This window comes from Enterobacter sp. ENT03, from assembly GCF_019218745.1.
GTDB lineage: Bacteria > Pseudomonadota > Gammaproteobacteria > Enterobacterales > Enterobacteriaceae > Enterobacter_D.
In genome coordinates, this window is the sequence record NZ_JAHUXA010000019.1 from 63825 (window position 1) to 70651 (window position 6827).

General features: G+C 53.9%; 7 protein-coding genes, 2 tRNA genes and 1 rRNA gene. 2 read left to right on the forward strand and 8 right to left on the reverse strand.

The window, feature by feature from the left end; translation table 11 throughout:
* Positions 1-120 precede the first annotated feature (120 nt).
* The 4 genes from KW828_RS18540 to ilvL all read right to left on the reverse strand — a co-directional run bounded on the left by KW828_RS18540 (position 121) and on the right by ilvL (position 3212).
* The gene (locus tag KW828_RS18540; protein WP_218337752.1) at positions 121-1050 is read right to left on the reverse strand and encodes a branched-chain amino acid transaminase; all 930 of its coding nucleotides are present in this window, start codon (positions 1048-1050) and stop codon (positions 121-123) included.
* A 17-nt stretch (positions 1051-1067) separates the two neighbouring features.
* The gene (gene ilvM / locus KW828_RS18545; RefSeq protein ID WP_088222391.1) at positions 1068-1331 is read right to left on the reverse strand and encodes an acetolactate synthase 2 small subunit; all 264 of its coding nucleotides are present in this window, start codon (positions 1329-1331) and stop codon (positions 1068-1070) included.
* Entirely contained in the window at positions 1328-2974 is a 1647-nt protein-coding gene (gene ilvG, locus KW828_RS18550; protein WP_218337753.1) for an acetolactate synthase 2 catalytic subunit, read from the reverse strand. The genes ilvM and ilvG overlap by 4 nt, the downstream gene beginning before the upstream one ends.
* Positions 2975-3113: 139 nt before the next feature.
* A complete protein-coding gene (ilvL, locus tag KW828_RS18555; protein ID WP_001311244.1) occupies positions 3114-3212 on the reverse strand; it encodes an ilv operon leader peptide in 99 nt (32 codons plus the stop codon).
* 340 nt (positions 3213-3552) lie between these two features.
* Here ilvL and KW828_RS18560 point away from each other — a divergent pair, with 340 nt between their 5' ends.
* On the forward strand, positions 3553-5073 hold the full coding sequence (locus tag KW828_RS18560; RefSeq protein ID WP_218337754.1) for a YifB family Mg chelatase-like AAA ATPase: 1521 nt from the start codon (positions 3553-3555) through the stop codon (positions 5071-5073).
* A 35-nt stretch (positions 5074-5108) separates the two neighbouring features.
* Here the strand turns inward: KW828_RS18560 and KW828_RS18565 are convergent, their stop codons facing one another.
* Positions 5109-5447 (reverse strand): DUF413 domain-containing protein, encoded by a 339-nt coding sequence (locus KW828_RS18565; protein ID WP_218337755.1) that lies wholly within the window; start codon positions 5445-5447, stop codon positions 5109-5111.
* 106 nt (positions 5448-5553) lie between these two features.
* On the opposite strand from KW828_RS18565, the gene hdfR reads away from it, so the two are divergent.
* Entirely contained in the window at positions 5554-6387 is an 834-nt protein-coding gene (gene hdfR, locus KW828_RS18570) for an HTH-type transcriptional regulator HdfR (protein ID WP_218337756.1), read from the forward strand.
* A 110-nt stretch (positions 6388-6497) separates the two neighbouring features.
* On the opposite strand, the gene KW828_RS18575 is transcribed toward hdfR, so the two are convergent.
* The 3 genes from KW828_RS18575 to rrf all read right to left on the reverse strand — a co-directional run bounded on the left by KW828_RS18575 (position 6498) and on the right by rrf (position 6827).
* Positions 6498-6573, reverse strand: a tRNA-Trp gene (locus tag KW828_RS18575).
* An 8-nt stretch (positions 6574-6581) separates the two neighbouring features.
* Positions 6582-6658 (reverse strand) — tRNA-Asp (locus KW828_RS18580).
* 54 nt (positions 6659-6712) lie between these two features.
* A 5S ribosomal RNA gene (gene rrf / locus KW828_RS18585) occupies positions 6713-6827 on the reverse strand.

Sequence of the window (6827 nt, forward strand, 5' to 3'; positions counted from 1 at the left end):
TGCGCCACAGGTGCGTTGGCTGCCTCGCTCAGCCCGGTCACTTACCAGAGTAAGCTCCCGGGCATTCACTGCGTTGCCGCCTTCCTGTGACACAAATTATTTTGGGAAATAATATTTTTGTTATTGGTTAACTTGATCCAGCCAGCCCCATTTGTCTTCGGTTTCACCGTTAAAGAGGCCGAAGAAGGCTTGCTGAATGCGGGTGGTTACCGGGCCACGACGGCCTTCGCCCACCTGGATTTTATCGACGCTGCGCACTGGCGTGATCTCGGCAGCAGTGCCGGACATGAAGACTTCATCAGCCAGATAGAGAGATTCGCGGGACAGCACCTGCTCGCGCACTTCGATACCCAAATCCAGCGCCAGTTTGATGATCGCATCACGGGTAATACCCGGCAGCGCGGAAGAGGTGAACGGCGGGGTAAACAGAATGCCATCTTTCACTTCAAACAGGTTTTCGCCGGCACCTTCTGAGATATAGCCGTTCACATCCAGCGCGATCCCTTCCTGATAACCGTGACGACGCGCTTCGCTGCCGACCAGCAGGGAGGAGAGATAGTTACCACCAGCTTTTGCCGCGGTTGGGATGGTGTTCGGTGCCACGCGGTTCCAGGAAGAAACCATCGCGTCAATGCCCTGCTCCAGTGCTTCTGCGCCCAGGTATGCGCCCCACGGGAACGCGGCAATGATCACATCGGTGCTGTAGCCTTCCGGCGGGTTAACGCCCATGCCGACATCGCCAACAAACACCAGCGGGCGGATATAAGCGCTGGTCAGGTTGTTTTTGCGGATCACCGCACGGCAGGCTTCCATCAGTTCATCAACGCTTTGAGAGACCGGGAAACGATAAATTTTGGCTGAATCACGCAGACGCTGCATGTGTTCGCGATGACGGAACACCACTGGCCCTTTGTGCGAGTCGTAGCAACGGATCCCTTCAAAGACTGAAGTACCGTAGTGCAAGGCGTGGGACATCACGTGAACTTTCGCGTCCTCCCAACGAATCATCTCGCCATTGGACCAAATGTAATCAGCTTTTTTCGTCGTCATTTTTCTTCCTTTTGCGCTCAGGCGCGTATTTGTTGTGATGTCGTTGTACGTTGCTGGATCTCGACACGAGCTACGTCAACCAGTTTGCTTAGCTGGCTAAACAGTAATTCGACAGACCTGGGGCTGGCAACGGTCAATTCAATATTTATGTTCTGCGGATCGGCGGCGGTTTCCATGTTCATCGCACAAATCTGGAATCCACGATGACGTACTACGCGTAAAACGCGCTCTAATGTTTCCGGATTAAAGCGGGCCTGCACGGCGAGTTGATGTTGCATCATGATAATTTCTCCAGCATTTGTGAGTTACTGGCACCAGGTGGCACCAGAGGCCAGACGTTTTCGAGTTCGTCGATTGAAACATGAAGCAGATAAGGCCCTTCGCTTGCGAGCAGGGTTTCGATCGCCGCTTCAACCTGGTCTTTACGGGTGATGTGTTGGCCGGGAATACCAAAGGCGCGGGCCAGCATGAGGAAATCGGGATTATCGGTCAGGGTGGTTTCGCTGTAACGCTCCTGGAAAAACAGCTGCTGCCACTGGCGAACCATGCCTAAGCGCTGGTTATCAAGTAAGACAATCTTCAGCGGCAACTGTTTGCGTTTTACGGTGCCCAGCTCCTGAACATTCATCATGAAAGAGCCGTCACCGGAGATACAGATCACCGTATCATCCGGACGGGCAACCTGCGCGCCAACGGCGGCCGGCAGGCCAAAGCCCATGGTACCCAGACCGCTGGAGGTGATGAAGTTCTCCGGGCGGCTGTAGGTCATATGCTGTGCGGACCACATCTGGTGCTGGCCCACATCGGTTGTGACCACGCACTCTTTCGGTTTACGGTCGGACAACTGCTTTAACAGCAGCGGCGCGTAAATCGCCTCGCCGGGATGGTCATAACGCCAGGCATGTTCGCGACGCAGATCTGCGGTGTACTCACACCATTCGGTGATATTCAGGGGTTGCTGTAAGGCGTTCAGCAAGGCGGTTAAATCGCCCTGCAGGGCAACATGCGCCTGACGCAGCTTATTCATTTCCGCCGGATCGATGTCCATGTGGATGACGCTGGCATGCGGAGCAAAGGTATTCAGTTTGCCAGTTACACGGTCATCAAAACGCGCGCCCACGGCGATCAGCAGATCACACTCCTGTACCGCCAGATTCGCCGCTTTGGTGCCGTGCATCCCCAGCATGCCGAGATACCACGGGTAGTCCGCTTCAACCGCGCCCAGCCCTTTCAGCGTGCAGGCCACCGGAATACGGGTGGCAGCAGCAAAGTCACGCAGCGCGGGAACCGCCTGCGCCATGCCTACGCCGCCGCCGACGTACAGCATCGGTTTTTTCGCCTGCACCAGCATCTGCCGCGCCTGCTCCACCGCGTCCTGCGGGAAGTTTTCTTCCGCATCAACGGTGGAAAAATGCGGCTCAAGGTGACCGGAGGCCAGCTGAATATCTTTGGGAATGTCGATCAGTACCGGGCCGGGGCGACCCGAATTTGCGACCTGAAAGGCTTCCGCCATGACGCGCGGCAGTTCATCCAGCGACTGCACCAGAAAGCTGTGTTTGGTGCAGGCCAGCGATAAGCCGATCACATCCACTTCCTGAAACGCATCGGTACCAATAAACGGGGCGGCAACCTGGCCGGTGATCGCCACAACGGGCACGGAATCGAGTAACGCATCGGCGAGACCGGTGATCAGGTTAGTCGCGCCAGGGCCAGAAGTGGCGATACAGACGCCGGTTTTACCGGTGGAACGGGCGTAACCAATGGCGGCCATCGCAGCACCCTGTTCGTGACGGCACAACAGGTGTTCCACGCCGCCGTCATACAGTGCATCGTAAACCGGCATAATTGCGCCACCCGGATAACCGAAGACGGTTTCAACTCCTTGTGCCCGCAAAGCATGTACTACCCACTGTGCCCCGTTCATAGTTACTTCCCCGTCGTAAATCGTGAGGAACAGAATTTTATGCTAGTACTCATTCTTTGCTCCTCGTGGATATTTTAAAGTCATAAAAAAACCCCCGGACCTTTCGGTGCGGGGGTCTTAGTTCGTTAAGGCTTGATTTTTAAGCCTTTCCTCGTCCAAGTGCAGCCCCGCACGGTGGGATAATAATCACCACCACGCTAATCACGACCAGGCTAATCACTCGTAGAAGGGCTGTCATTTTATATACTTTCTGGCTTCTTGTTCGAAGGAATACCTAAAGAGTTATCACAGACGGCGCGCAAAAGACAAGATTTATTTATACAGCCGTTTTTTATCTGCACGACATTCTTAATAAAAGCGTTTGTTTTGTATAAGAAAAATCGCATATGAGAATAATTCAGTTTGTATCGTCATAATCTTTGCTTCTCACTCGTCGGCCTCTTTATGCGAGGCGCATTCCAGCCTGCCAGCAAAAAAATGTAACGCACAAAAAAGTGCTGAACGCATTACGAAGACACCAATTTTGATACGTGCCGGCGACTTTCCCTCTGGACATAATGGCGGTTCAAGGAGGGATCATGACATTGTCGGTTATCTACACTCGTGCAGCCTTAGGGGTCACGGCACCGCTCATTACGGTAGAAGTCCATCTCAGCAATGGGCTTCCCGGCCTGACGATGGTGGGTCTGCCGGAGACCACGGTAAAAGAGGCACGCGATCGCGTACGCAGCGCAATCATAAATAGTGGTTATCAGTTCCCGGCGCGGAAGATCACCATTAACCTTGCGCCAGCCGATCTGCCAAAGGAAGGTGGGCGATATGATTTACCTATCGCTATCGCGCTCCTGGCCGCCTCTGAGCAGCTTACAAGCACCATGCTGAGTCAGTATGAGTTTGTGGGGGAATTGGCGCTTACAGGTGCACTACGTGGCGTTCCTGGCGCGATTTCTGCCGCTATGGAGGCCATTAAAGTCGGAAGAAGGATTATTGTTGCCGCGGATAACGCAGCCGAAGTGAGTTTACTCGGCTCGCCAGATTGCCTGATCGCCGGACATTTACTGGAGGTTTGTGCTTTTCTGGAAGGGAAAAATACTCTGCATCATCCTGAGCAAACCAGCGTGGACGATGTGCCAACGGACAACGATCTCAGCGACGTTATCGGCCAGGATCAGGGTAAACGTGCACTGGAAGTAACAGCCGCTGGCGGCCATAACTTGCTGCTGATTGGCCCGCCGGGCACCGGAAAAACGATGCTTGCCAGCCGTCTTAATGGTCTCCTGCCGCCGCTAAACAATCAGGAAGCGCTGGAAAGCGCGGCTATCCTGAGCCTGGTGAATGCGGCGATCCTTAAAAAACACTGGCGGCGCAGGCCGTTCCGCTCACCTCATCACAGCGCGTCATTAACGGCGATGGTTGGCGGTGGGGCGATCCCAGCCCCCGGAGAGATTTCGCTCGCCCATAACGGCATTCTGTTTCTTGATGAGTTACCGGAGTTTGAACGCCGGGTACTGGACGCATTGCGGGAGCCGGTTGAGTCGGGTCAGATCCATATTTCGCGTACGCGGGCTAAAGTGACCTATCCCGCCAGCTTCCAACTCATAGCTGCGATGAATCCCAGCCCGACCGGGCATTATCAGGGGAACCATAACCGTTCAACGCCGGAGCAGACGCTGCGCTACTTAGGCAAACTGTCCGGCCCCTTCCTTGATCGCTTTGACCTGTCGCTGGAAATCCCGTTACCGCCGCCCGGCGTGCTGAGTCAGTCCAGCGGTCAGGGCGAGCGTAGCGAAAGCGTACGAGATAGAGTGGTTCGGGCGCGTGAACGTCAGTATGTACGTCAGCAGAAGCTGAACAGCTGTCTGGAAAGCAGTGAAATGCGGGAATATTGTCAGCTGGGCACCGAGGATGCGCACTGGCTTGAAGAGACGCTGACGCGGCTGGGGCTGTCAGTGCGTGCGTGGCAACGTCTGCTAAAAGTGGCACGAACTATCGCGGATCTTGAGGAACAGGAGGAGATTCACCGACGACATCTTCAGGAGGCGTTAAGTTATCGCGCCATTGACCGGCTACTCATACACTTACAAAAGATGCTGGGGTAGAGCAGCAATAAAAAAGGGGCTTACGCCCCTTTTCTTTAATCTTCAGATTCGGTGTAGTCTTCCGTACCTTCCACCTGCGGTTTACCGCCGGAGAGCGTATGGAAACGCTTAGGACGCTTAATGCGTGTCATGTACTTACTCCAGACACGCTCCGCTTCCGTTACCGGCTCACGCTGACCACGGCATACGGCGACAAACTGCACTTCTTCTTCCGTTGCCGGCTCACGCTTGCCGAGATCCAGTTCATTGAAGGCGTATCCGTGGCGCTCCAGCAACTGGGCTTCTTTGATGGTGAAGTCACCATGACGCGAGAACCCACGTGGATAGTATTTATTGTCGAAAAAACGATTCATCGTCGTAAAGCTTTCCGCCATCCTGCACGCTCCTAATTCTTTGGCCGAGCTATTTATGGCGCGGAGTATTAGTTACGCTTGACAGAGTGTAAAACAAAACATTTAAATCATAACGACAAATAAATTTGTGGAGAAAGCTGTGGATACGGAATTGTTAAAAACTTTCCTGGAAGTCAGCAGGACTCGCCACTTTGGTCGCGCTGCGGAAGCGCTGTACTTGACCCAATCGGCGGTCAGTTTTCGGATCCGTCAGTTAGAGAACCAACTCGGCGTGAATCTTTTCACCCGTCATCGTAATAATATCCGGCTGACACCGGCCGGGGAAAAGCTGTTGCCTTATGCAGAAACGCTGATGAGTACGTGGCAGGCTGCACGTAAAGACGTGGCGCATACCTCCAGGCATAATGAGCTTTCCATCGGTGCCAGCGCGTCGTTGTGGGAGTGTATGCTGAACGGCTGGCTGAGCCGCCTGTATCAGTCGCAAAAGAATTTGCAGTTTGAAGCGCGCATCGCGCAGCGACAATCATTGGTGAAGCAGTTACATGAAAGACAGCTGGATCTGCTTATCACAACCGAAGCGCCCAAAATGGATGAATTTAGCAGTCAGTTGTTGGGCAATTTCTCACTCGCGCTCTACTGTGCAGCCGCAGGTAAAACGAAAGCCAACCTGAATTACTTACGTCTGGAGTGGGGACCTGATTTTCAGCAGCATGAAACGGGGCTTATTGCCAGCGACGACATTCCGTTGTTAACCACCAGTTCTGCCGGGATAGCCCGCCAGCAACTGGCTGTCCTCAATGGCTGCAGCTGGCTGCCCGTGTTATGGGCAGACAGCCAGGATGATCTGCATATGGTTACCGATAGTCTGACGCTTTCACGGCCGCTGTATGCCATTTGGTTACAGAACAGCGATAAACAGAATCATATTAAAGATCTGCTTAAAATCAGCGTGATGGAGTAATAAAACATGCGCAGGGACGCCATGTTTCTATCTTCACAGAGAGTAAAAGGGGAAGTTTGAAGCAAATTTCAGACAAAAAAAATCCTTTGCCAAAGCAAAGGATAATTTTCTGGCAGGGGCGGAGAGACTCGAACTCCCAACACCCGGTTTTGGAGACCGGTGCTCTACCAATTGAACTACGCCCCTAATTAGGGTGGCGGAACGGACGGGACTCGAACCCGCGACCCCCTGCGTGACAGGCAGGTATTCTAACCGACTGAACTACCGCTCCACCGAATTTCTTTACAACTCCCGGCTGTCACCCCGGTTTACTGCTTAATTTGATGCCTGGCAGTTCCCTACTCTCGCATGGGGAGACCCCACACTACCATCGGCGCTACGGCGTTTCACTTCTGAGTTCGGCATGGGGTCAGGTGGGACCGCCGCGCTAGTGCCGCCAG